Source organism: Pelotomaculum schinkii (assembly GCF_004369205.1).
Taxonomy (GTDB): domain Bacteria; phylum Bacillota; class Desulfotomaculia; order Desulfotomaculales; family Pelotomaculaceae; genus Pelotomaculum_C; species Pelotomaculum_C schinkii.
Window position 1 is genome coordinate 722691 of the sequence record NZ_QFGA01000001.1, and the last position, 23346, is coordinate 746036.

Annotated in this window: 18 protein-coding genes, 1 other RNA gene and 1 pseudogene; all 20 read right to left on the reverse strand. The window is 44.8% G+C overall.

All coding sequences use genetic code 11. The features are described 5' to 3' along the window. Positions 1 to 14: 14 nt before the first annotated feature. Entirely contained in the window at positions 15 to 656 is a 642-nt protein-coding gene (locus Psch_RS03460) for a hypothetical protein (RefSeq protein ID WP_134218345.1), read from the reverse strand. After that, positions 637 to 2160, reverse strand: coding sequence for a hypothetical protein (locus Psch_RS03465; RefSeq protein ID WP_134218344.1), 1524 nt, complete (start codon positions 2158 to 2160; stop codon positions 637 to 639). Before Psch_RS03465 ends, Psch_RS03460 begins: the two co-directional genes overlap by 20 nt. Continuing rightward, the gene (locus Psch_RS03470) at positions 2153 to 3445 is read right to left on the reverse strand and encodes a DUF2399 domain-containing protein (RefSeq protein WP_190239133.1); all 1293 of its coding nucleotides are present in this window, start codon (positions 3443 to 3445) and stop codon (positions 2153 to 2155) included. The genes Psch_RS03465 and Psch_RS03470 overlap by 8 nt, the downstream gene beginning before the upstream one ends. 241 nt (positions 3446 to 3686) lie before the next feature. Further along, complete coding sequence (locus tag Psch_RS03475; protein WP_134218342.1) at positions 3687 to 4010, reverse strand: type II toxin-antitoxin system RelE/ParE family toxin; 324 nt, start codon at positions 4008 to 4010, stop codon at positions 3687 to 3689. 2 nt (positions 4011 to 4012) lie between these two features. Further along, complete coding sequence (locus Psch_RS03480) at positions 4013 to 4261, reverse strand: type II toxin-antitoxin system prevent-host-death family antitoxin (RefSeq protein ID WP_134218341.1); 249 nt, start codon at positions 4259 to 4261, stop codon at positions 4013 to 4015. 607 nt (positions 4262 to 4868) lie between these two features. Then, the gene (locus Psch_RS21785) at positions 4869 to 5117 is read right to left on the reverse strand and encodes a PEP-utilizing enzyme (protein WP_486644309.1); all 249 of its coding nucleotides are present in this window, start codon (positions 5115 to 5117) and stop codon (positions 4869 to 4871) included. Beyond that, positions 5104 to 7571 (reverse strand): annotated as a pseudogene (gene ppsA / locus Psch_RS03485) (phosphoenolpyruvate synthase). Before ppsA ends, Psch_RS21785 begins: the two are co-directional and overlap by 14 nt. A gap of 516 nt (positions 7572 to 8087) precedes the next feature. Beyond that, positions 8088 to 9293 carry a hypothetical protein gene (locus Psch_RS03490; RefSeq protein ID WP_190239134.1) on the reverse strand — a complete coding sequence of 402 codons (1206 nt, stop codon included), beginning with the start codon at positions 9291 to 9293 and terminating at the stop codon, positions 8088 to 8090. 110 nt (positions 9294 to 9403) lie between these two features. Then, complete coding sequence (locus tag Psch_RS03495; RefSeq protein WP_206663716.1) at positions 9404 to 10090, reverse strand: HNH endonuclease; 687 nt, start codon at positions 10088 to 10090, stop codon at positions 9404 to 9406. 8 nt (positions 10091 to 10098) lie between these two features. Beyond that, positions 10099 to 11508: a 23S rRNA (uracil(1939)-C(5))-methyltransferase RlmD gene (rlmD, locus tag Psch_RS03500; protein ID WP_190239136.1), complete on the reverse strand. Its 1410-nt coding sequence runs from the start codon at positions 11506 to 11508 to the stop codon at positions 10099 to 10101. Positions 11509 to 11517: 9 nt separating this feature from the next. Continuing rightward, the gene (locus Psch_RS03505) at positions 11518 to 13128 is read right to left on the reverse strand and encodes a PAS domain-containing sensor histidine kinase (RefSeq protein WP_190239137.1); all 1611 of its coding nucleotides are present in this window, start codon (positions 13126 to 13128) and stop codon (positions 11518 to 11520) included. 499 nt (positions 13129 to 13627) lie between these two features. Then, complete coding sequence (locus Psch_RS03510; RefSeq protein ID WP_190239138.1) at positions 13628 to 14158, reverse strand: nitroreductase family protein; 531 nt, start codon at positions 14156 to 14158, stop codon at positions 13628 to 13630. A 128-nt stretch (positions 14159 to 14286) separates the two neighbouring features. Then, a complete protein-coding gene (locus tag Psch_RS03515) occupies positions 14287 to 14721 on the reverse strand; it encodes a MarR family winged helix-turn-helix transcriptional regulator (protein WP_190239139.1) in 435 nt (144 codons plus the stop codon). Between the two features lie 120 nt (positions 14722 to 14841). Beyond that, positions 14842 to 15210: RNase P RNA component class A (gene rnpB / locus Psch_RS03520), an RNA gene on the reverse strand. Positions 15211 to 15282: 72 nt separating this feature from the next. Continuing rightward, positions 15283 to 15993 carry a zinc ribbon domain-containing protein gene (locus Psch_RS03525; RefSeq protein ID WP_190239140.1) on the reverse strand — a complete coding sequence of 237 codons (711 nt, stop codon included), beginning with the start codon at positions 15991 to 15993 and terminating at the stop codon, positions 15283 to 15285. Positions 15994 to 16045: 52 nt separating this feature from the next. After that, the gene (locus tag Psch_RS03530) at positions 16046 to 17164 is read right to left on the reverse strand and encodes a Nif3-like dinuclear metal center hexameric protein (protein ID WP_190239141.1); all 1119 of its coding nucleotides are present in this window, start codon (positions 17162 to 17164) and stop codon (positions 16046 to 16048) included. Further along, positions 17155 to 17844: a tRNA (adenine(22)-N(1))-methyltransferase gene (locus Psch_RS03535; protein WP_190239142.1), complete on the reverse strand. Its 690-nt coding sequence runs from the start codon at positions 17842 to 17844 to the stop codon at positions 17155 to 17157. Before Psch_RS03535 ends, Psch_RS03530 begins: the two co-directional genes overlap by 10 nt. A 66-nt stretch (positions 17845 to 17910) precedes the next feature. Continuing rightward, on the reverse strand, positions 17911 to 18768 hold the full coding sequence (locus Psch_RS03540; RefSeq protein ID WP_190239143.1) for a hypothetical protein: 858 nt from the start codon (positions 18766 to 18768) through the stop codon (positions 17911 to 17913). Positions 18769 to 18870: 102 nt separating this feature from the next. Then, positions 18871 to 20289, reverse strand: a complete 1419-nt coding sequence (gene glnA, locus Psch_RS03545; RefSeq protein WP_282432419.1) for a type I glutamate--ammonia ligase — start codon at positions 20287 to 20289, stop codon at positions 18871 to 18873. 285 nt (positions 20290 to 20574) lie between these two features. Next, positions 20575 to 23319: a calcium-transporting P-type ATPase, PMR1-type gene (locus Psch_RS03550; RefSeq protein WP_190239144.1), complete on the reverse strand. Its 2745-nt coding sequence runs from the start codon at positions 23317 to 23319 to the stop codon at positions 20575 to 20577. Positions 23320 to 23346: the final 27 nt, after the last annotated feature.

Sequence of the window (23346 nt, forward strand, 5' to 3'; positions counted from 1 at the left end):
ATTCATCCCCCTCACTAAAACAGTGATTGTGGTTTAGGATTGGGAACTTCTTTTCTGAAAAACTCCAAAACAACATCTAGCGAATAGTTTTGCGACATGGTCACGTCAGTAAGCCGTTTAAGTAAAATCGGTGTCATAAACGCTTCGCCAATACGGGTTATCGTATAGCTTTGAGCTTCCTTGTCTTCTTTTATCAGGCAGTATTCTATTAAAGGCTGCATTATGCTGGCAATCTTTTGGTCTGGTCTATCTGTTACGGAAGAGTCGATAATTTCAAGCAACTCACGGACACTGGTGGAAGGGTGGCCAAGCGTGATCTGGTTGTAATACATAAGCAAAAAGAGCAGGATAGGTGCAGTTTTTAAGCGATCTGTCAAAATTATGGGATGAACCGTCTGAACATAAACGTAACGGTTAATAATGTCATCATAAATAATTTTAGCCGGTATTGTTTCTTGTTCCAGACGCATGTTACTGATCGCTATAAAATCTTTAATTTCCTGATCACTTTTGGCGTTAAGGGCTTTCTTCAATCCGTCCTTTGTCAGTCCAATCCAATCACGCCTTAAAATAATGCTCGAACTGGCAGCAAGCAGTTGAATAGCATTTTTATATTTGGGAAGTAACGAAATGCTATTACTTGTTGTTTGTTCCATTTTCTTCACTCCTGACTAATCCTCTTAATTCTCCTAACGTGTTGCCTGCTTCCAGTTCATCTATTTGGGGAAAGCGAACAAGTTCATTTCCGCTCAACAAATTACTGGCACCTTTTACGGTTAGAAACTCCCAGTTGCCGATTTGTTTGGTTTTTGAGGTCCCCGTTTTTAAAAGGTTGAAATAGCTAGGCATTAGTGTTGATAAATAAGAGATAAGGTCCATAAAGGTTACCGCTTTCAGACGATCCGGGTTCTCAAAAAGATAAATCCAGTCTTTAATCGTTTCCTCTCGTCCGGCATTCTGAACTCCCATCTCAAGCACTTCTTCAAACTCTTGAAGGTAACTGCTGTCTCCCGCTGTATTTTGATTGTATTGTCCTTCTATTTGAGCAATTTCTTTCATATTGGCATATTCAGGAGCAGTGTTTTCAATTTCCGTATGCAGAATATCCAATCTTTTATTGGGTATAAAATCAAATCCAAAATCACCTCGTTCACCATCTTCGATCGCCTGCCATACATCATTTGGTGATATCCCGCCAAATATCTTCGCCGGCAAATAGGCTACAGGTTTATCCTCTGTTTCCATTTGGATCATGATTTCATAAGCCGATTGGATTTCGCTTTCTTCGTAATATTCATGTTGAACGGCTGACTTGATCTTTTCCCGCAAGGCAGTGCTGAACTTTTCTCTGGATATACTTGCAGTCCAGACTTGCAAGGCAGCGATACTTATCGCTTTGGCGACTTCTCCTAACCCTTCTTGTCCAACCAGAATAGCTTTTTGGATAATTCCTTCAATATAATGATTTCTCAGGCGAAAATCATCGAGCTTTTCCGTTATTGTCTCTTCTTTGGTGTAATCTTCAATTTTATGGACAGATTCAAGGATCAAGTCTTTGAGCTTACTAATTTCTTCAAGGGCATTTTCCTTTTGGATATAATAGGGTATATTGCGCTGGACGAGTTCAGTCATGCGGTAAACCGAGTTTAATAATTGCAAGAAGTTGGGCATACTGTCCAATCTTAACTTCCGACTCGTTTCAAGGTTTAACGAAGATAACTCTGCGATAAAAATCTCTTTCTGCAAGTCATCCTTTTCGTGATATACATAGTTTCTTTGCACCATATCTAAAAGCAATGTGCCCATGCGAATGCCTGCATTGGTGATCCTAATTCCGTCCTGCTTTGTTTTATCAACCCATCCTGCGGAGCGCATTTGGTAAAGGACCTGTTGGACAAATTCGTCAGTGATGGGACGCTTAAAGCGATTTCTTAATCGATTGGCCAATTGCTCTTCTGTATCCAGCCGCTCATCCGGATCAAAAGCGGTTTGAAGAACTAAATGAACCAAAAGTAAAAAGTCCAGTTGAAGCTTATACTGGTTGGTTTCGCGCACAAGAAACGACAAAACCCGGCTCAAGTGTGACAGCTCATTAAGACTGCGCCCCAGAATATCGGTATCACCTTCTGAGTCAGGCAAGAAAGGAATACGCTCAATCATTGACATTTCCCTCCAAAACGATTGCCTCTAACAAATCAAAATCCCATAAAAAATTTTCTTGCTCCGTTAAGTGGTTTGTGCCGGCCAATTCTTTTAATTGCTTTAAGCCTTCTGCATAGGAAACCAGGAGGAGCGTTCCCTGTTTTTTGGCAACAAACTTAAACTGTTCAAATTCCAAAGCATAAAGTTTTTCAACCATAGCGATTGCGGCCCTGTCATAGTCGCTCCAAATAATAATTTGACCGACACCCGCATTCTTGAAATGACGCAGTAAATCATAGACAGCAGAGCGTACTTGACCGTCAAACCCAACGATGCCAATATGGGCCCTATGTCCATAGGGTATATGTTTAATCAGCTTTCGAACGACCGCTCTGTTTTCAGCAGCAAAAATAGTTCTAATATTTTTTGCGTCTATCGACTGTAAATAATGCACTTCTTCGTCAGTTACTTTAGCTAAAACCGGAGCTTTTTCATAGTTATACATACCAAATGTAAAGACCAACCGGCACTGAGCAGCCAGTATGATATCCCTGTTTCCCGGCCGTGTTGTCAGGTGGATACTGCTAACGGGGTCACCTATGATTTCTTCCAGCTCTTCCAGCAGTGCAACCATGTTTCCATCAAACATTTTTGACGCAGCATGGACTTTCTCTTTAAAATAGGAGTTTGTCCCTATCTCTTTCCAATCAAAAAAAGGTGCTTTGGAAGCGGTTATAAGAACAGAAAGGAAAAAGTCCAAATGTTTTATCGAAATTTTCTTTTCGTTAATTCGATTTAAAAGCCATTGCTTTAATGTTTCAAAACCCACATGCGCATATGGATTGGTTAGGTTGTTCAGGATTTCGGTAAACGCTCTGATAAGTTTTTTATTCTGTTCTTCATTTTCTCGCGCTTGAGTTTTCCAATAATTTAGCAAATTGAAACCCGGAACATAATATGTATTTTTAAGATTAATTCCTCGGTCGGCAAATTCATTAACCTGAATAAGAATACCCAGGGCTACCCACTTATTAGTTTGATGAGAAAATGCCAAGCCACTTAACCCGGAACCTGACCAGTTTTTAAGTTGCGAAGCAGTCTTCTTCTTACTCCATGGCGTTTTATTTTGTATTTCTGGGGGTATATCGTTTTCTTCAAGAGAGTAAATCAGTGTTTTTGTTTTGTACTGAACAATTTTTTGCTGTTGGTGAATAACTCTCTCATGAATTCCTCTATCGTCTGCAATATCGGAAATGACGATTTCACCATTGTTCAAAAATGTATTTAAATAGCTGTCATGCATTACTCTTTGAAGACCCCCCTTCGACTGGAGACTTCTCATACAATCATAAACTTCCATGCCTATTGACATAAATCACTTATCCCACACTTATTGCCCTAATGGGTTCCTGAAGTACTTTATCATCCGACTTTCTTCGACTATGATTATAACACCAATGTAAAAATAAGGATATAAACAAGATTAGCACTCCCTATCAATTGAATAAGCCGCCACACCTGTGACGGCTAAACAATACCTGATTTTAGTCCTCGGTCAGCTCATCTGAAAAAAGAACTGACAGGTAATCCCTTACCCCATTCAATATACGATAAACTGAAACGAATTCTCCCTCGATCTTGTAAAATACCAGATAAACGCCACAAACAAGGAAGCGATAATCCGTTTTTAGATTAATCTTTGCACCAAGCGAGACTCCCATTTCAGGAAAATCAGCCAAATTTTCTATTTTAGAATAAATGACGGCTCCCATCTGTATAGCTGCTTCCGGATTATCCTCAGCGATGTAGGCTTTTATTTCCTGCACATCAGCAATGGCCATAGGGTTGATTCTAATTTTGTATTTCACCTTCAGACCTCCAATGCTTTCTTGAGGTCATCAAGGGTCTTCCATTCCTTTCCTGTTTTAATGGTATCCTCCGCTTCAGCAAGCTTTGATAAAAGCTTAACTACAGCCTGTTGCTTTTCATATTCCTGTATATCCAGAAGCACGTAACGACCTCTGCCGTTTTTGGTCAAAAACACAGGCTCCCCAACCTGGCAAGAACGAAGAACCTCGTTATAATTTCTCAAATCTGAAACCGGTTTTATATTGGGCATCCTTTGCGCCTCCACAGTTTATTGCGTTGTAATCATTATATGCTAATGTTTCGTAAAATTCAACATCATATTTAACAGCAAACCCTCAATCCATCAGTCTTTTACTTTTTCAAGCTTCACAACCGCCTCGCAATGCCTTGAGGATACAAAAAAGATGCCGTTTGAACCCGGTGGAGCCTTGGCGGAATGTTTTTTTAATTTCAAACGTTTTAGTGTAAAAAGTTAAACGGGGCTTATTATCCCGCCATCTGGATACCGTGGACTTACTCCGGCGCTTAGAAGCGAAAATTTGGTTATCTTCCGGCAAAGTATATTTGACAAATGCTTATCGCAAGGAGTACTTTTAGCTAAACAAGTTTTCCATCTTATCATATACTCTTTGTAAATTGGCCGTAGACCGATTGAACAATTCTAAACGTATTGCTGCTTGAATTTTCTAAAAAGTGTTATGTGAAATTCTGGAGGACTAATCTTTGGCTATTGACAACATTATGAAATTGTCTCATGTAATTACTTTTTTCCTTCTGAGAAAGCGACCCTGATTGGGCCGCCTTCCTAGCTTTCATCTTTTATTTAGCTCCCCAGGAGGAAGACAACATCTTCCCCATTATAGGATTTCTACATACCCTTCTGTTCCGTGCACGCGAATTCGTTGCCCATCTTTTATCAGTTTGGTAGCATTATCCACTCCGACAACTGCTGGTAAGCCATATTCACGTGCGATAACTGCTCCATGGGTCATCAGTCCACCAACTTCGGTGACTAGGCCTTTTATGGATACAAACAATGGTGTCCAGCTAGGGTCAGTAAAGGAGGTGACTAATATATCTTCATCTTCTAGATCAGCATCTTCCATGTTTAAGATGACACGTGCTCGTCCCTCTATAACTCCGGAAGAAACAGGTAGACATACAAATAGCTTCGGCTGGGAGATTTTCTCGTTTGTACTCACCTGCAATGATTTCACCATCAGACGTGATAACACGTGGGGGAGTTAGTTTTTCATATAATTTGTACTCGTCTTTTCGTTTGCTGATGACCTGGTAATCCAGTTTATTTGTGCGTACGACTTCGCGAAGTTCTTCAAAAGGGAGGTAGTAAATATCTTCTTTTTCATGAATAACGTTGGCTTGTACGAGTTGTTCGGCTTCTTTCAGTAAAGCCTGCTTATAAACGAAGTAGCGATTAACGATGCCGTATTTGGGATATTCACGATAACCGATGAAATTCCGGATTAGGTCGATCATTCGTTTTGTTTCTTTGGCTTTTTGTTCACCATCCGGTAATTGCTTCAATCGATCTAATAACTCTTGTTCTTTTTTCAAAGCTTCCTGTCGCCCTTGCTCAAATTTCCGATTGCCGGCATTAGGCTCAAAGTTTTTGATGTTACTGAGAATCATGGGGACAAGTGTAGTTGGTTTTTCGCTCCAACGGGTTTTAGTAATATCGATTTCTCCGACACATCGCATTCCGTATTTGTTAAGATAAGCATAGATAACATCTTGGGTTTCCTGTCCACCATCAAACTTAACCAGTTCATCCAAAAAGTTATCATCTTTTACATGTTGTAAATAATCAATTACTTCTGGATAAGGACGAATCACATCTGCGACATCCAATAGCGCCAGCCCCATTTCCGAAGTAATATTGTTTGGCACAGATTGAGAAAGCGTGTCTGCTACGTTTTTTTCACCTAACCACTCTTTCATTTTTTCATTGATCCATGATGAAGCATTTATAGCGGCCATAATCACACCCATATTTTGTGGATCTGATAAACTCTTCTTTAATTGCTGGATATCTTCCAGGATAAGATCAAATAAATCCGATCCTGATTTCGTTTGGATGTTATGCTTTAACTCATCTATCGATGTTTGACTACGCTTAATCAAATCAGAAACGATTGTCGGATCGTTTTCGATTTGTGTTTGAAAACCCGAAGACGACATAACTTTATTGCTTTTACCGGGACTCTGTTCTTTTTTATCATTTGGTAACGATTTTATAAAATCTCCTCGCTCTACGATGGTCATAAGTGCGTCTTTTATGAGCGGATCGGATTGTCCCAAGGCATCTAATACAGTTTTTCTGCTGTCAGGTGAAGCCAGCATATGTGTAACATCAACAAACAACCTTCCGCCAGCTTTACACATGGGTGCATTAGTTGTTAACAGGAAAAAAGACAGTCCCAATGGTTTCATGGGGTCGGTCATCATTTGTTGATGACCGACAGATACATAGACATGATTTTCGTGATCATTTGCTTCAGGGGTGGGGTATAAAGTAGTGATTGGCCGACTCTGGACAATATAAAATGTATCATCAGCCAAACACCATTCGATGTCCTGGGGGCGGCCGAAATATTCTTCGATCTTTCTGCCCATGTGCTCAAGCTGCAAAATCTGCTCATCCGTCAGCACTTGCCTATTCTGCCGCTCAGGCAGGGTCTCCTGTTCTTTCGTACCGCCATCTTTTAAGGCATAAACAGCCAGCTTCTTGGTGGATATCTTCTTATCGATAACCTTGCCGTTACGCACTTTATAGATATCAGCATTCACCAGGCCGGAGACCAAGGCCTCACCAAGTCCGAAGCTGGCATCAATGGATAACACCTTCCTATTAGAAGTGACGGGATCGGCAGTAAACAAAATCCCTGCCGCCTGCGGGAAGACATCTTCTGAACAACCACAGACAGGTGAACTTTACGGTGGTCGAAGCCGTTTTGAAGGCGGTAAGTTACTGCCCTCTCGGTAAACAGCGATGCCCAGCACTTGCTGATATGCTTGAGGATTGCTTCTTTTCCGATAATGTTCAAATACGTATCCTGCTGGCCGGCAAAGGAGGCCGTCGGTAAATCCTCTGCAGTCGCGCTGGAGCGTACTGCAGAGGCAGTTTTTTCATCAAGCTTCGAGAGGAAGCGGGTGATTTCTTCATTAATGTCTTCAGGTATGGCTATCCCTTCGATGACCCTGCGAATCTCACCGCTAAGTTCAGCGATTTTATCCCGGTCTTCCACCTTTAGAAGCGCTAACCGATCAAGTAATTCGTTAAGCGACGACGTTTCCCCAATGATTCTTTTAAAGGCTTCAGTAGAAATACAAAAGCCATCCGGTACGCGTATTCCTTCAATCCTGGAAACTTCCCCCAGGTTCGCGCCTTTACCCCCAACAACCATGAGTTTTGCTTTGTCAATGTCCTGAAAACCAAGCACAAAGGAACTCATACATTTGCCTCCTTTGGCGATTTCTTCTTTGATAATTTTGATGACATCCTTTCCATAATAATCCTCTCCAACAAATCGCATTAACATACTATTGCATTATAGCAGTAGCAAATCGGAACAAATAGTCTACATTTAGAATTTTTTATATGTTATAATTAAAGTGGGGAGGATTCAATTTTCAATGAAGTAAACCTTAAAGAAGCACCAGATGCCAAGGTGCATCCTTTTATAAGCAAATGAAAACAGTTATTTAACGAGCTGAAATAGTTTAAACATGTAAGGGAGGGTAGAAACCCCCTCCTTTTGTTATTCTAGCAGCAATCTAAATCGATTAAACTTACAATTATCCTACTAATGCGAATGTCTGATTTTTGTTCTTTGCCCCTGTTAACATCAAAAATCAAAACCCCTAAAAAAACAGGCCGAAAAATGCACTTTTTCAGCCCGTTTTTGCTCATTTTTTACTCCAAAACCACTACATATAGTGGTCAACCTGCCTTATTTGCCCTTCAAACCACTATTGGTCATCAGAACTATACTCTCAACGTGCCTTGAGGCTACAAAAAGTATGCCGCTTGAAGCTGGTGGGGCCTTGGCGGCACACTAGTTATTTTCTCTTAAATTTTCAATAGTATTTTCTAAACTGCAGGTAAAACTTTTTAAATAACTATTCTGATGGGTTAAGCAATATTGTTCGCGTTTAAAAGTATTTTCAAATAAGATTGACTTAATGTCCAAATCCTTGCAAATGTTATCAAAATCTCTTTCATATTTAGGATAAGCTTCACCCTTATATAATATGAGACGCTTTATAGGATTGGCCTTTAAAATGTCAATTAAGCCCTTATCATGCGAAGCAATGGAATGTGCATAAAATATATTTGAATTATTATTAATTGTGCTCCTAATGGCCATTTCAGTCTGAATATTCCTTATATGAAGGATATCCCACGTCATATTTTTAATTACATCTGTTATGTTATCCTTATCAGGCTGCATTAGCCTAAAAAAATAGGATAATTTAGGATCATTCTTCAAGAACAAACAACATATAACAAGTTCAAATTCTAAATAGCAATATAACTCATTATTCATAAACTCAACTAATTCTTTTACTTTATTTTCATATGATTTTTTGCTGCCAAATTTAATTAAATAAGTCTTACACAACACACAATATATGACTAAATATCTGTCAAATAGATCTTCATTAAAGTCAGAATTAATTACATCCCAAGCATCGTCCGCCAACAGATAATCTTCGATGCTGGGCATTACCTTGAAATAATCTTCTTGGAGTTGTTTTAAAGATAAACGACTAAACAGAAAGAAATAGAGAATATTTTGATAAACTATGCTTTTTTCTAATATTTTTTTATTGTATGTACATTCTAAAATATACGGGGAGGCGCTAGTTTGCACGTTTGCTTTTTTTATGCTGATCAATAAATTTAAAAGGCTGTGCTTATTTACCAGCTTTTTACCACTAAATAGTTTGTAGATATCACTAACAATATTTGAGTCTAAATTAATACAATACGCAACTTTAGTTGGAAAATCACTACCATATTTGGCAACTTTAAAACCATCATTATTTAGTATTCCCATTTTCTGATAGTCTGCTAAAGGTACTACTTGATAACCACCGCAATCTATCTCTGCATAAGATTTTCTAAATGCTGTCGAATCTGCATCAAATAATATACACATGGATTGTGCTAAATAGTTACCTGTTTTTAAGTATTCTTTAATTGGGTTTATAGCAGCAAGAATACGTTTAATCTTATCTTTTTCACTTTCAGCTATCATTGTAAAACTATTTCTCCTTTTTGTATAGAAGAACCACACATTCCACATGCCTCGAGGCTTCAAAAAGCATGACGGGAAAAACTGGTAGGGCCTTGGTGGAAACAATAATTTTAATAATTATTAGTATACTTCATATTTAAATATTTCTTCGAGGGATAATTCTTTTGATCAGATGGGTAAAGAATTTTTTGATATGGAATATTCAAGCTCTCACTATATACTTCAATATCTCCATTCATAGTTATCTTAATCAATCCTTGATCATAGGCAATTTCATGATTTGTGCAAAGACATAGTCCATTTTCTATCTTATCGTTACCACCTTTTGTTACAGGGACAATATGTGCCGCTCTTAGTATTTTAGGCTCTTTTACTCCACATATGGCGCATTGATTATCATACGCCTCTAAAACTAATTTTCTAAACACATTTTGTTTCCTATATGGTTTCTTTATAACTTTTTGTGTCCACTCACGGTTTTTGTATGGAAATTTTTTTCTTATTTGTTCGTCTGTTTCAAAGATAAATTTTCCGTTTACATCTGTTTTATATTGAGGCAACATCCCATATCTCTCCGACGACATGTCAAGAAAACCAGTATTTCCTTTTTCGTCCAGTACAATTTGAACCCTAATCTCATCTCTAGTATGATAAAACATCAATACTATAGGTATGATAATATCATCTGGTAAGTTATCCAAATAATCTTCCTTTAGTTGACGATTTCTATTTTCTCTTATTGCCGCATTATTATATTCAATTAGCAGCCATTTTGTAAAATACTTTTTAATTTTCATAGCTCCAGTCATCCTCTTAAATTTGTAACAAATTGTTTCTGCAACAAGACTATAGATTCTACGTGGTGCGTCCAGGGGAACATATCCACCGGCTGGACTTCTCTGACCTGATATCCCTTCCCAACCAAGTATCCCAAATCACGCGCTAGGGTGCCAGGATCGCATGAGACATAGACCAAACGCGGCGCCTCCATTGCGATAACCGTAATCAAAGCTTCCTGGTCACAACCCCGGCGGGGAGGATCGAGCACAACCACGTCCGGGCGCAGGCCCTGACCGGCCAAAGACGGAAGAAGCCTTTCCACCTTGCCGGCCAAAAACTCGGCGTTCCCGATTTTATTAAGAACTGCGTTGTGTCGGGCATCTTCAACTGCAGCGGATACAACCTCAAGACCGTAAACCTTGCCGGCTTGTTGAGATAGATACAATGCGATGGAACCAATCCCGGAATAGGCGTCGAGAACGGTTTCTTTGCCTGTCAAGGCAGCGTACTCTGCGGCTTTTCCGTATAAGATCTGTGTCTGCAGCGGGTTGACCTGATAAAAAGAATCCGGCGATATTCTGAAGGTCAGGTGGGCCAACCGGTCATAGATAGCGTCCCGGCCTGCCAGAAGCCTGAACTCCTTGCCCATAATCTCCCCGGACAAACCTGTGTGGATGTTGCGGACCAGGGAGGTTATCCCCGGCTGTTGGGACATAAGCTCACTTGCAAAGTCCTTCTCGCGCGGCCAATCCCGGCTTCCGGTAACGACTACGGCCATCATTTCGCCTGTAAAGAAAGCCTTACGCAATACCAGGTGTCTAAAAAAAACAGGCTCCCGTTCCAGGTCTCCTCCGTACTTGTTAAGGAGTGTCCCACAGAGGGAGGCCAACTGGTTCAACCCGGTGTCTACCAGGAGGCAACCAGGTTGCCGGCAGTTTCCGGCGCTGAAAAAATCGGTCAGATTATGGGAGCCCTCTTCAAAAAAACCAAGTTGATAGCGACCGTCTTGCTTTTCAACCTTAAAATGGACTTTATTGCGGTAGTGCCAGGGATGCTCCATACCCACGGTCTCACCAACCACTACCTCACCCAAACCGCCGATACGGGCTAAAGAATCCTGGACCAGACCAGTTTTCAGCCTCAAATGCTCCTTATAAGACACATGCTGCAAACGACAGCCGCCACAGGCGGCATAGTGGACGCACTGCGGCTCAAGCCTGCAGGAAGAAGGCTCCAGAATTTCCAACAGCCTCGCTACCGCATAATTTTTTTTCTTTTCTAAAACCTCGGCTAAAACCTTATCCCCGGGCAATGTCCCGGGGATAAATACTGCCAACCCATGGTAACGACCCACACCTGCTCCTGAGTGGGTGATCCCGGTAATAAGCACTTCGGCTTTTTCTCCAGTTCTGATGGTGGTCTTATTTGTTGTCAATTAGCAGCCTCACTGTTTGGCGAATCTTACGAAAAATGTAGTTCCTTCAGATCCGGTCTTAACCTTGATGGTGGCGTTGTGGCGGGCGGCGATGCTGTAGCAAACTGCCAGACCCAGGCCGGTTCCCTTTTCCTTGGTGGTAAAAAACGGAGTACCCAGCTTTTTAAGGACTTCCGGATCAATACCCGTACCCTGATCCTGCACGGACAGGACTACTTTGCCGTTATCCAGGCACGTCTTGATAGTCAGGTGCTTGCCGGGTTGCATGGCTTCCATCCCATTCCGGAACAAATTTAGGATTAACTGGCGTATTTCTTTTTCGTCCAGGTTTAAGTTTATTATTTCTCCAAGTTCTATTTTTATCTCCTTGTCACTTACCATTGCGTCGGCCTGAATAAGGGGATACAAGCTTTCAATAATATCATTGAGGTTGTGATGCTTCAACTCCACCGCCCTGCTTCTGGCAATGGAGAGGAATTCAGAAATAATTGCATTGGCCCGGTCTAGTTCGAGGATCATCAGGTCGTAGTATTCTTTGTATTGCACACAATCCTTTTTGCCGCTCAAGTATTGCAGAAAACCCTTAACCGCGGTCATTGGGTTTCTTATCTCGTGAGCAATCCCGGCAGCCATTTCGCCAACCAGGTTGAACCTTTCGAGCCGGGCCATCTCTATTTCCAGTTGCTTCTTTTCGGTAATATCAATGGAGTTAGTTAATACGCACTGTTCTCCACCAAGGGCTATGACATCCGCCGACAACAGACCTATCCGGATTTCACCCGACTTGGCTCTAAGCTTAACCTCCATGTTCCTGACTATACCATGTTTTTTAATTTCGCGTATATATTTCTGGCGATCTTCCACTTCCGGCCATAAGTTCAAATCCATACATGAACGGCCCAGGCTCTCCTCCAGGCTATACCCCAATACCCGTTCAAATGTCAGGTTTACGTCAATATACCTGAAATCTTCAAGTCTTCTAAGCGTCTGAATGATTGAACTGGTGTGAAAGATTTTATAAAAACGTTCCTCCGAATGGCGCAGGGCTTCTTCCGTCTTTTTATGTTCTGTTATATCGCGCCAGGTGACGGCAATCCCATCACCCAGCTTCACGGCCCTGATATCGTACATCCCGTATATAATTTTTTTTACAGGATCCTCATAGGTCATTTTTTCTCTGACCAGAGGGACACCTCGATTGGCAACCAAGCAGAATTCATTGAAAATGCCCGCTTCTTTATAAAGGGGACGCAGCTCCAGAATGCTCCTGCCGATCTGCTCCTCTCTGGTCATTTTGAAGTTGTGACATGCTGCGTCATTAACATAGTCAAGCAGGAAATCTGTGATTTTCCCGGACTTGTCCCGCACAGCCGAATAAACCGCAAAACAATCCAGCATACTGTCTACAAAGGTTTGAAAGCGTTCCTCGTTTTTTTGAATTCGTTCCTCCATGTTACGTAGTTGGGTAAGAAGCATCGCGCACTCAGGTGTTTTTAAAATTTCCTCATTGACAAACTGAGATCCGTACTTATTCTGGTAATCACAAATTTCACGACGGTTAATATAAGTATCCAAAGCTTTTCTTCTCAGCCCACCAGGTATACTTAATTTTACACTCACCAGTAATACCTCCAGAATATGGCACGATACTTATTTTATTTATTTAGACAAATATCTCACATTTCCTTCATGAATATTGTCGAAATCTGAAAAATTTCTAAATTTTTTTTCAATTTCGTAATCGCATAAAACAAGAAATATGCCTCTATTCAAGGCGCTTTCAACTTGTATTGAAGTAATTTTTATTATTTTTTTGTTAATTATTGTTAGATTATATTTTTAAAGGAATTTCTTTCATGTAAATACATTAAGCTAATATGCATGATAACGTAATTGATATGATTATTGTCATGGCAAATGCATGTGGGTGATTTTGGAAGCGGCAAATCGATCATTCCATAAAAACCGGCAATCATGGTAGGTATAGATTAATATTATTGTAATTGAGGTGAATAATTTCATAAAGAAAAACGCCCTATTCAGGCGTTTTCTTTATTGATGTGTGAGTAAATCAATAAGCCGGGTATAGATTTATATTCATTTTTGGTCCTCCACAATACTACTTAACGTAGTTTACGTACCGTCCAACTTTAAATTCTTTTTCCATAAATTCTTTTTCTGCTGTATTGCCCACAATTACTCCTGCTAACGGGGTAAATCCTTCCGGCACCCCCACTTCTTTTATCAGTTCAGGAGCTACAGAAAATGCGGCCAAAAAGCCTGTCAAGTAGACTGAACCCAGACCCAAAGCAGTTGCTGCAATTAGCACATTTTCTCCGGCACATGCTACATTTGCACCTGCTCCGCCATATGAGGTTTCGTTGTTACCAGAAATAACCAGCAAAGTTGGAGCCCCATAAAATGGGGTGTAGCCTTCTCCTTGACAAAAAGCTGTTGCTGCTGCCTGAATCAGCTTTCTGAGCAGTTCCTTGTTCTGAATTACTGAAATATGCACGCATCCCTCTGCCCCTCCTGCCTTTGGAGCTGCATCTGCTGCGAAAAGAAGTGTTTCCAACTGTCTGTCTGAAATCTGTTCTGTTGTATAGCTCCTCGTACTCTTTCTCTTTGCGATTGCTTGTAATGCTTCCATTTTGCATTTCTCCTTTTATAATTTAATCTTTTTGTTATGTTTACAAGCACACCTCCATATCCAGGTTTTTCATCATGTTAGACGTCTAACTATATACGCAAAAAAATAATCCTTGGATTATATGTGATTCATATTTGTTTATCCAGTCTGGAGTTTACCTTATTCAATAACATTTCAAAAACCTCTGATTCTTCATCTGTAAAATCACCATAGAGCATGGCATTAAGCTTTTCAGAAATATCCTCAAAAATTGGTCTCAGTTCAATTCCCTTATTGGTTAATTTTATATAGGTTACTCTACTATCCGTATAACTTTTTTCCTTTTGAATAAAACCATACTCCGCCAGCTTATCTATCAATACAGTAACTGTTGGCTTTGTCCTATTAATTTTATCTGCTAACTCCTTCATAGTGTATTTCTCTCCATGAAAAAGGATAACTAAAATATCACCATGAGAAGGAACAAGCCCTTTAATTCCATGACTTTCGAGTTCCCTGATGATAAACTTATTTGCTTTTTCTCTTATCCTGCCTATTAGGGAAAGCGCATTTTTTTGTTTCATATTCACAGTATAGTTAGACATCGAACTATTGTCAAGTTTTTTAGTCAATCGACAGAGAAATAAATTTAGAAACCCACAAACTAAAAAATACGCCCAATTTAGAGCGTATTCCGTCATTGACGTGTGAGTAAATCGATAAGCCGGGTTCTGTCTTGAGTGATCATCTATCTAGGACGACTGTTTCCAGCCGCCTCAAGCGACCTTACCCGGGAACGGGACGGGCCGTCCCTATGTTCCTCTATTCGGTCTTGCTCCAGGTGGGGTTTACCTAGCCGGCCGGTCGCCCGGCCGCTGGTGCGCTCTTACCGCACCGTTCCATCCTTGCCTCACACCGGAAGGTCAAACCTTCCGGCGGGCGGTCTGCATTTCTGTGGCACTTTCCTTGGGGTCGCCCCCACTGGGAGTTACCCAGCACCCTGCCCTGCGGAGCCCGGACTTTCCTCAGGCGCCACCTTTCGGCCTTGCGCCCGCGACCACCTGATTTACTCACTAGCATTTATATAACATATTATATCACTAAATATATAATAATTGCAAATCTCGCGCTCCGACTTGTCCGGTCTACCTTTCCCAGAATAAAAGCCGGCCGCAGTTGCTGCAGTATACCAGATCTGCTCCATGCTTTAAAAGGCGCAGGTCATTGAAAGGTACCCCCATCCGGCAACCCAGACAGATCCCTTTTTCGACCTTGGCCAGGGGGTCATTAAACCTTTTTTTCATCTCCTGGTATTTGTTCCAGAGGTTAATATCCAGTTTATCCAATATTTTTTGTCTTGATAGGGGCAACTGGGCTAAAACACTTTTTATCTTTTGCTGGTTGGCCAGGTATGTGCCGTGCATCTTACGAAACTCATCGGCTTTTTTATTTAACTCTACGCTCTTCTTCTCCAGCTGAGCGCGCAGGCTGTCCAGATGCTCCATGATATTAAGGATTTCATCCTCGGTCTTATTGACGACGCTCTTCAAGCTGTCAAGCTTGATTTTGCTGGTGTTGATTTCTTTGATGTTGGTGATAGTACCGCTGTATAATTTTTGCCCGAGATGATCCACCTGCTCAGTTGCCGCGGCAGCATCCATTTCTTTTTTTTTCAGCTCTTTTTTTAAACTATTATACTTTTCCTTTAACTTATCAAAGTCCGCCCGGCCCTGTTCTATTTCACTCCTGAGAGCCTTTAAGTCTTTGGAAATCTGCCCCTCCTTCAACTTTATCTCCAGCGCCTTCCTCTGACTATCCAGCAGCTGGATTTCCCACAGCGGTTTTAAATCGAGCATAGCAAACCTCTCTCCTCGACAAAATTAATAAAGGATAGGAATATTTCCTATCCTAAAGATACTCAAACGGGTCCGTCTTGGTCTCAGACAAGATTACCTCAATATCCATGTTCAATTCGCGGCAGCGGCTCCGGAGATAGTTCTGCAGCGCCGGCAGGACCACGGCTTCCGTGCCATAGTGCCCAGGATCCACAAACTTGAGTCCGGCGTCCAGTATTTTCTGGGCTGTATGGTACTTGATATCGCTGGTGACCAGGGTATCGGCTCCGCAAGACAAGGCTGCCTCCCAGAGCTCGGCGCCCGATCCGCCGCACACGGCCACCTTGCTGACGGTTTCCTCAAGGGATCCCCCAAAGCGCAGGGCAGCTAAACCCAGGACATCTTTCACCTTTTCGGCAAACCGTCCCAATGGCATCGGCTGGGGAAGCGCGCCAACCCTGCCTAGACCATAAGCCGCGCCGGGATTGTCCAGACGATAGAGATCGTAGGCGACCTCTTCGTATGGGTGGGCCTTGCTCATGGCCTGCAGGACCCCGTTTACCCGTTTGGCAGGAACTACGGTCTCCAGCCTTATTTCCTGCACCTGCTCTATTTCTCCGATACTGCCGATGAACGGATTGGCGCCTGCCAGCGGCTTGAAGGTACCAGTGCCAGGTACGGCAAACGTGCAGTGGCTGTAATTGCCGATCCAGCCGGCGCCGGCTTCAGCGATAGCGGACCTGACCTGGTCCAGGTGTCCCACCGGGACAAACACAGCCAGCTTAAAATATGCGTCACGGCCGGCCTCTTGCAATATCGAAAGGTCGTTAAGACCGAGCCTCCGGGCCAGGGCTGTATTCACCCCTCCCTCCGCCAGGTCAAGGTTGGTATGGGCCGCGTAAACGCAAATATTGTGGGAGATGAGGTAACGGATCAGTTCACCTTCCGCACGGTCAAAGCGGATAGCTTTGACCGGTTTAAAAAAAAGCGGGTGGTGGTTCACAATTAAACCAGCGCCTTTTTCCCGTGCTTCGGCGGCCACAACTGGGTTGACATCAAGCGCGAGCAGGACGCGGGCGATTTTATCTTCCGGGTCCCCCAACTGGAAGCCGCTGTTATCCCACTTTTCCGCAAGATATAGAGGCACAGCCTCTTCAATAAGACGAATTATCTCACTGACTTTTACAGGCATGCCGAAACCTCCCTGATTCTAGCCACTTTTGCCTCGATTTCCAGGGCTTTTTCCCTGGCCGCCGTACTATGGGCGAGGGCCAGCCCCGCCAGAACACGCTCGTACTTAACCATAAAACTGTTCAGGTACCTTTCCAGCAACGGGCTTTTTTTCTCCAGCAGTCTGGGGCCCAGCTCCAAATAGAGCGGGTCACAGGTAACTTCACATCCCGGTTCGGCGGCAATGACAACATATATCCGGCCTTCTTCTTCTACCAGTTCCTCATCGGCAATTTTCCAACCGTTAGCTGCCAGCCAATTCCTTAAGTCCCCCGCGTCGGTCATTGGCTGCATTACCAGCCTTTTAATTCCCGCCAATGTTGGCGGCGCCCCGGCCAGGATGCCCCTGATCGTGTTGCCGCCCATCCCGGCCAGGACCAATACCTCGACCTCGCCCGGCTTTAACGGTTGCAGTCCGTCTCCCAGGCGCAAAATTATCCGGTCTTCCAGGGTGTGCTCTTTAATCTTGTGTTTTGCTGACTGGAATGGTCCTTCCCTCAGGTCGGTAGCAATTACAAAACGGCATATTCCTTGTTTAACAAGAAAAATTGGGAGGTAAGCATGGTCGGTCCCTATGTCGGCGGCAATACTGCCGTATGGTATAAATGCCGCCAGCGCGGCTAAGCGCTTTGGAAGCTCCATGTTTTCCTCCACCATATTTTGCATCAGAACCAGTATAGACCATTTTTCAAAAAAAGACAAACCCCGCTATCCAGCGGGGTAACCGGAGTCATTTTTGCTCCTTCCAAATTCTGCTCCCAGCAGAGATCTCCATAGTATTGAAGACTTGTCGACATCACATTCATTTATAGCCTTGGCGGTTGTATCGAAGGCTTTCTCGATAACCAGCTTTCTGACCCCGTCCGGCGCGCCGCATGATATAACCTCATCCGCCGCGGGGCAGTTTAAAAACTCCGGCAGAAACATACGCATGCTGGCAAAAAGAGAATGTACCAGTTCCGCATACGTTTTGTTAAAATCATTAACCCTGTAGTAGACAAGCAACTCCAGATAGTAAGGGTCAAACGGCCTGGCGGCTGAAAGGTTCCACGCTTTGATTACCTTAACCAGCTGTAAAAATCTACCCGAGGAGGCTTTGTCTTTTGCCTTAAATAGCGCTTCCTCCTTATCCGGATTAGACTTAAACCAGCCGCCAAGGCCGTTGGGCGTAAGGTAACCAAATGATTTTAGTTTTATTGAGAGTACAAGGTCGAGGTCAACCCCCGGGCTTTTCACTCTGATAACCATCCCGTCTTCCCCTACCAGGGCATTACCGGCAAATTTCGATAACCTGTTTTTCAGGAAGTAAAGCAGTTTGGTTGAGTTTTTCTGGTAGCTATAGTAATATTTGGAACCAAGGACCAGGTGCAGCCTGAGTGTGTCGGAAGGCACACCTGTCCCCCTGCGGTAAGGGCCTCCGAAAAAGGAGCCGTTGACCTTCAATTCTCTCCCGGCCAACTCAATGAGCTGCTGACTTTTTGCCATTGCGGGGACAACGCTTTGTTCTGTTAACTCCAGTCCGGCTATGAAGTTCAGAAAAGCTTCTTCAATGGTTCCGTAAGGCAAGGGCTAACCCTCCGTCAGCTTGAAATTTAAGCCTCCGTTGTGTTAACCAGAGGACTAAATTCCAAAATTATCGACCTAAGCGCTATGGCCAAAATTGTAAGTTTAAATGTCATAATAAAGCATAAACTCGTACGGATGGGGTCTGAGTCTGATGGCGTCAACTTCACGGGCTATTTTATATTCAATCCAGGCATCCAGCACATCCTTGTCAAAGACGCCCCCTTCCAGGAGGAATTCATAGTCACTCTCCAGGGCCTTAAGAGCCTGGTCCAGTGACCCTGGTACGGAACGGATTTCTTTGGCCTCCTCGGCGGGCAGATCAAAAATGTCCTTGTCCATCGGTTCACCCGGGTAAATTTTATTTTTGATCCCGTCAAGACCGGCCATCAGCATGGCGGCAAAGGCCAGGTAGGGGTTGCAGGACGGGTCGGGCGGCCGGAACTCGATGCGTTTGGCCTTGGGGTTGTTGGAATACATGGGAATACGGACCGCCGCGCTCCTGTTCCGCATGGAATACACCAGGTTTACCGGGGCTTCATACCCGGGAACAAGCCGCTTGTAAGAGTTGGTGGTGGGACTGGTCAGGGCTGTAAGCGCATGGGCGTGCTTCAACAGGCCGCCGATATAATAAATGGCCGTTTCACTTAACTTGGCATAACCGTTGGCATCAAAAAACAAAGGTTTACCGTCCTTCCAGAGGCTCTGGTGGACATGCATGCCGGTACCGTTGTCCTGGAAGAGCGGCTTCGGCATAAAGGTCGCCGTCTTGTTGAATTTCCTGGCCACATTTTTAACGATATACTTAAACATCATTACCTGGTCGGCCATTTTGGTGAGCGTGCCGTACTTCATATCAATTTCAGCCTGGCCGGCGGTAGCCACTTCGTGGTGCTGGCACTCTACATGAATGCCGGCAGCCTGCATGGTCAGGACCATCTCGGTACGCATGTCCTGCTGGCTGTCCGTGGGCGGTACGGGGAAATATCCTTCTTTGTAGCGGGGCTTGTAGCCCAGGTTCGGATTTTCGTCCCGGCCGGAATTCCAGATTCCTTCCACGGAATCAACAAAGTAGTAGCCCGAATGCTGGTTTTGGTCATAGCGAATGGAATCGAACACGAAGAACTCTGCTTCCGGACCCCAGAAGCTCTGGTCCGCAATACCGCTGGCCTTTAAGTATTCTTCCGCCTTCTGAGCTATCCCCCGCGGGTCCCGGTTGTACCTATCCCCGGATACGGGATCAAACACATTGCAAATAATACTGAGCGTCTTCACCTGGCAGAAGGGATCTATACAGGCTGTGGCCGGGTCTGGAATAAGGACCATATCGCTTTGGTCGATGGCCCTGAACCCGCGGATACTGGAACCGTCAAAGCCAAGTCCTTCTTCAAATATTCCCTCGTCAAACTCTGATACGGGTACGGTGAAGTGCTGCCAGATGCCAGGCAGATCGATAAATTTGACATCAACCATTTTAACATCTTTGTCCTGGATTAAAGCAAGAACGTCCTGCGGTGTTTTCACTATGTATACCTCCTTTGTGATACATCAAAATGTAAAAACAACGGTCCTCCTTTCAAGTTCTTCTATGGAAATAAAAAACCTCATACAGGCCACCTTTTTGGTGACCCGTATGAGGCTTCATTACCTCATGGAAACTACTCAGTTCCAAGTATAAGAAACAACCCTGTTTCTGTATTCTTATAATATTTTAATTAACTTATATTATACATCTAATCTTACCAAAATCAAGAACCATAAATTGAAATAATTGTATAGCCAAACTAAATCCATTTGGCGCCTGTTTACTTATACTTTCAGATACATTATTTTTTCCTTGGCACGTTCCGCAATGCTCCTGAACAGGGTGCCCCAGACAATAGGAGCTGAAGAAATCGCCAGGATAATGGCCCAGTGCTCGCCGTTCAAAGGTACGGTGTGGAAGACCGGCTGCAGAAATGGCACATATACCGAGGCAAGCTGCAGCGTAGCGGAAAACAGAACGGCCCCCACCAGATAGGGATTGGTTCCCAGCCCCACCTCGAGAATGCTGTGAAATTCGGAACGGCAGATGAAAACATAAAACAACTGAAAGAACACCAGGGTGTTAAAAGCCAGGGTCCTGGCCAGGGCCAGGTCGCCCAGTGACAGGCCGATCCGGAAGGCAAGCAGGGTACCGGCTCCTATTACCACCCCGTTGAGGCCAATACGCCAGGTCATGCCGTGGGAAAACACACTCTCCTTGGGATGGCGCGGCGGCCGGTTCATAATGTCACGGTCGTACCGGTCAACCCCCAAGGCCATGGCCGGCAGGCCGTCGGTGACCAAATTCATCCACAGGATCTGGATCGGTACCAGCGGGAGGGGTAAGCCCCCCAGTACGGCCAGAAACATGGTCAGCACTTCCCCCACATTGCAGGAAAGCAGGTAGCGAATAAACTTCCGGATGTTGTCGTAGATGCCCCTGCCTTCTTCGATGGCGGCGACAATACTGCTGAAATTATCGTCCGACAGCACCATGGCCGAGGCTTCTTTGGTGACATCCGTCCCGGTCGTCCCCATGGCGATGCCGATATCAGCTTCCTTAACCGCCGGCGCGTCATTAACCCCATCCCCGGTCATCGCCACCACATGGCCCGACTGCTTTAAGGCGCGGACAATCCTAAGCTTGTGCTTGGGCGACAACCTGGCATATACGGATACCTTCCCCGCGGCCTCCTGCAGTTGCTTGTCCGATAACCGGTCAATTTCAGTGCCCGTCAGGATATCGCCTTTCTTGGACAGAATGCCCAGTTCTAGCGCTACGGCGCGGGCTGTCAACGGGTGGTCGCCGGTAATCATAACTACTTTGATGCCTGCTCTGTGACAGGTATGAACAGCGGTTACGGCGGCAGGCCGCGGCGGGTCGATCATGCCGGCCAGACCTAAAAAAACCAACCTCTGCTCAACAGCCTCCTCCGATAATTCTTCCGCTCCGGCCGGCAGCTCCCGGTAGGCAAATGCCAGCACGCGCAGGGCCTTCTCTGCCAGCAGCCCGTTGTGGCGCAGGATTTCTTCCCTGTCCCGCGCCGAGAGGGGGACCGCGATCCCGCCCCGGTAAGTGTGGGTACAAAGTTCAACGATACTGTCCGGCGCTCCCTTGACATAGGCCGCAACCTTTCCGGATGGTTGCCGGTGCAGGACAGTCATGCGCTTGCGGTCCGAGTCAAAAGGAAGTTCGGCGATCCTCGGCTCTTTAAGCTCCAGCCTCTCCCGCCAATAACCGGCCTTGGCGGCCATCACCAGGAGCGCTCCTTCGGTAGGGTCTCCCAGGATCGACCAGTCATGAGCGGGCCGTCCCTTCACTAATCCTCTGAAAAGCCCTGCGACACTGACTCCTCCCCGTTCCAGCACGGCATTGTTGCAAAAGGCCGCCGCCTTCATCAGCAGGGTAAACTTTATATCCCGCATGTCCCCTCTTCCCTCAAATTCACCCTTGGGATCGTAGCCTTCTCCGGTTATGTCAAACACATCACCATTTATGACAACCTTCCTGACAGTCATCTGGTTCTGGGTCAGGGTACCGGTTTTATCAGAGCAAATTACCGTGGCGCAGCCCAGGGTTTCTACAGCGGGCAGCTTGCGAATGATGGCATGACGCCGGATCATCCGCTGGACCCCTATGGCCAGGGCCACGGTTACAATGGCGGGAAGTCCTTCAGGTATAGCAGCTACCGCCAGACTAACCCCGGCCAGGAACATCTGGTAAGCTTCTTCGCCCCGGGCAATACCCACCACTACCACCGCCGCGCAAATCAATAGGCAAAAAGCCACCAGCCCTTTGCCGAGCTGTCCCAGGCGGCGCTGCAGCGGGGTTTCTTCCTGGCCGGCTTCCTGGATCATGCCGCATATCTGCCCCATCTCCGTAGACATGCCGGTGTGGATTACCACACCCCGCCCGCGCCCGCGTGTAACCGCGGTGCCAAGGTAGGCCATGTTGCGGGCGTCAGCCAGGGCAACTTCCTGACCGGGTAGAGCTTCTTCCCGCTTCCGTACGGGTACAGACTCGCCGGTAAGAGATGACTCTTCTATTTCCAGGTTGGCGGTCAGCAAAAGCCGCAGATCGGCTGGAATCCTGTCGCCCTCTTCCAATAAGACCAGGTCCCCGGGAACAAGCTCCGAGGCAGGGATTTTGCGTTCCTGGCCGCTGCGTACCACCCTGGCCTCCGGCGCGGTAAGCTGTTTCAGAGCTTCTATGGATCGCTCGGCACGGCACTCCTGGACGAAACCAAGAATGGCGTTAACCACCACGATTATCATAATGGTAACAGCATCGGCATATTCGCCCAACAGTCCTGATATAAAGGTAGCCGCCAGCAGCACCAGGACCATAAAATCTCTGAACTGGTTTGCAAAAAGACTCCATAGTGACGTTTTGGCGGCACGGGCCAGTTCATTGGGACCAAAACGCCCCAACCTTTCTTTAACTTCTTTCTCATTAAGACCTTTTTTACTATCGGTTTGCAGCTTCGTCAGAACTTCTTCCCCGGTTAAGGCATACCAGCGCCCGGCCATCACAGTCACCCCTTGTCCAATTACCTT

Excerpts from the sequence above, each read along its gene's own strand:
- Psch_RS03470 (WP_190239133.1), bottom strand. The coding sequence starts at position 3,445 with ATGCATGACAGCTATTTAAATACATTTTTGAACAATGGTGAAATCGTC.
- Psch_RS03550 (WP_190239144.1), bottom strand. The coding sequence starts at position 23,319 with ATGGCCGGGCGCTGGTATGCCTTAACCGGGGAAGAAGTTCTGACGAAG.
- Psch_RS03480 (WP_134218341.1), bottom strand. The coding sequence starts at position 4,261 with ATGCCCAATATAAAACCGGTTTCAGATTTGAGAAATTATAACGAGGTT.
- Psch_RS03530 (WP_190239141.1), bottom strand. The coding sequence starts at position 17,164 with ATGCCTGTAAAAGTCAGTGAGATAATTCGTCTTATTGAAGAGGCTGTG.
- Psch_RS03535 (WP_190239142.1), bottom strand. The coding sequence starts at position 17,844 with ATGGAGCTTCCAAAGCGCTTAGCCGCGCTGGCGGCATTTATACCATAC.
- Psch_RS03490 (WP_190239134.1), bottom strand. The coding sequence starts at position 9,293 with ATGATAGCTGAAAGTGAAAAAGATAAGATTAAACGTATTCTTGCTGCT.
- Psch_RS03465 (WP_134218344.1), bottom strand. The coding sequence starts at position 2,160 with ATGATTGAGCGTATTCCTTTCTTGCCTGACTCAGAAGGTGATACCGAT.
- Psch_RS21785 (WP_486644309.1), bottom strand. The coding sequence starts at position 5,117 with ATGGAAGATGCTGATCTAGAAGATGAAGATATATTAGTCACCTCCTTT.
- Psch_RS03495 (WP_206663716.1), bottom strand. The coding sequence starts at position 10,090 with ATGAAAATTAAAAAGTATTTTACAAAATGGCTGCTAATTGAATATAAT.
- Psch_RS03525 (WP_190239140.1), bottom strand. The coding sequence starts at position 15,993 with ATGCTCGATTTAAAACCGCTGTGGGAAATCCAGCTGCTGGATAGTCAG.
- Psch_RS03510 (WP_190239138.1), bottom strand. The coding sequence starts at position 14,158 with ATGGAAGCATTACAAGCAATCGCAAAGAGAAAGAGTACGAGGAGCTAT.
- Psch_RS03460 (WP_134218345.1), bottom strand. The coding sequence starts at position 656 with ATGGAACAAACAACAAGTAATAGCATTTCGTTACTTCCCAAATATAAA.
- Psch_RS03515 (WP_190239139.1), bottom strand. The coding sequence starts at position 14,721 with ATGAAACAAAAAAATGCGCTTTCCCTAATAGGCAGGATAAGAGAAAAA.